1 protein-coding gene is annotated in these 1,242 nt (G+C 47.1%); it reads left to right on the forward strand.

The genetic code is table 11. The annotated features are described in order from the left end of the window. Nucleotides 1-59 precede the first annotated feature (59 nt). Nucleotides 60-1,025: a tyrosine-type recombinase/integrase gene (locus tag EHV15_RS36240; protein ID WP_128631449.1), complete on the forward strand. Its 966-nt coding sequence runs from the start codon at nt 60-62 to the stop codon at nt 1,023-1,025. The last annotated feature ends 217 nt before the right edge of the window (nt 1,026-1,242 follow it).

Consider the following 1,242-nt stretch of genomic DNA (forward strand, 5'->3'; position numbering starts at 1 on the left):
ATGTCGTACAATAACAATTATGCGACACTATACATCGCCAACAGGAGGTACACAAGATAATGCAACAGAACTTATTGACGGCAGTTACCAAACAATATCCGTTCCATTTTTCAAAACAAGACTATCAAGACGAGCAGATGATCCAAATGTTTTTGACCGCTTGCTCAAATGCCCCGAATACACGTAAAAATTACTACCGTGCGTTGGAACAATTCAGGCGTTTTTTATCGGGCATGCCGCTTAAGGATGTAACCTGGAGGGAAATCGAAGCTTACAAAATTTATTTGACGCACGGCATTTACCGCGAGTCCGGAAAACCGCTGGCACCCGCAAGCGTCGCGGCGTTCATAGCGCCCTTGAAGTCTTTTTACAAATGGGGAAGCGACCGGGGCATTGGAATTTTCGACCATAATCCGACCCAAAACATCCGGATCCCGACGGCGGTGGTAACGAGCCGGAAGCATTATTTGACGCGGAACGAAGTAGGCAAGCTGCTAAACAGTTTGCGAAAAGAGAGCCTCCGGAACTACCTCATCGGCCTGTCCCTTGTACTGCTTGGCCTGCGCGTTTCGGAACTGACCGGGATAAAATGGGGCGACTTTCATACCGATCCGACGGAAACCTCGATCTGGTTAACGATTTCCCACGCCAAGAGGGGAAAAAGCAGAGAGGTTAAAATTCCTCCGCAGTTATGGAGGCTGTATCAGCATCACGCCCAAAATTTGTCGAATTGTGACGAACCGGAAGCGGAGTTGAGGCTTTTTCCGATTACGCCTAGGCAAATCGAACGCATCATTAAACGTGCAGCCCAGCGGAGCAACATCAGTAAAGAACCGACGCCGCACTGGCTACGCCATACGAACGCGACGCTGGCGCTGCTTCAGGGAGCATCGCTGCAGCAAGTGCAGGAAACGCTCGGACACGCGCATATAAACACGACTCAGCGCTATCTTCACACCGTGGAGCAAATGAAAAAAGCAGCCCCCGATTTCGTTCAGGACTGCCTGATGGAGTTCATAGAATAAAAACAATAGTTCTTTTTCTCTATTTTCGGACTAATATTAATGCAAATTTCGCTCTTTTGTCCTATAATGTAACATAAATGAATTACAATCCTTGCCACATTTCGACCATTTTCTTCCTCATTTATGTCGCATAATTGTTATTGTACGACATTTACCGTTTTTTGACCGTGGGCTCTGACATTATTGGGTGATGCGCGGTGAAAGTTAACGGAAAATC

The sequence above is a fragment of the Paenibacillus oralis genome (assembly GCF_003863965.1).
Lineage (GTDB): Bacteria > Bacillota > Bacilli > Paenibacillales > Paenibacillaceae > Fontibacillus > Fontibacillus oralis.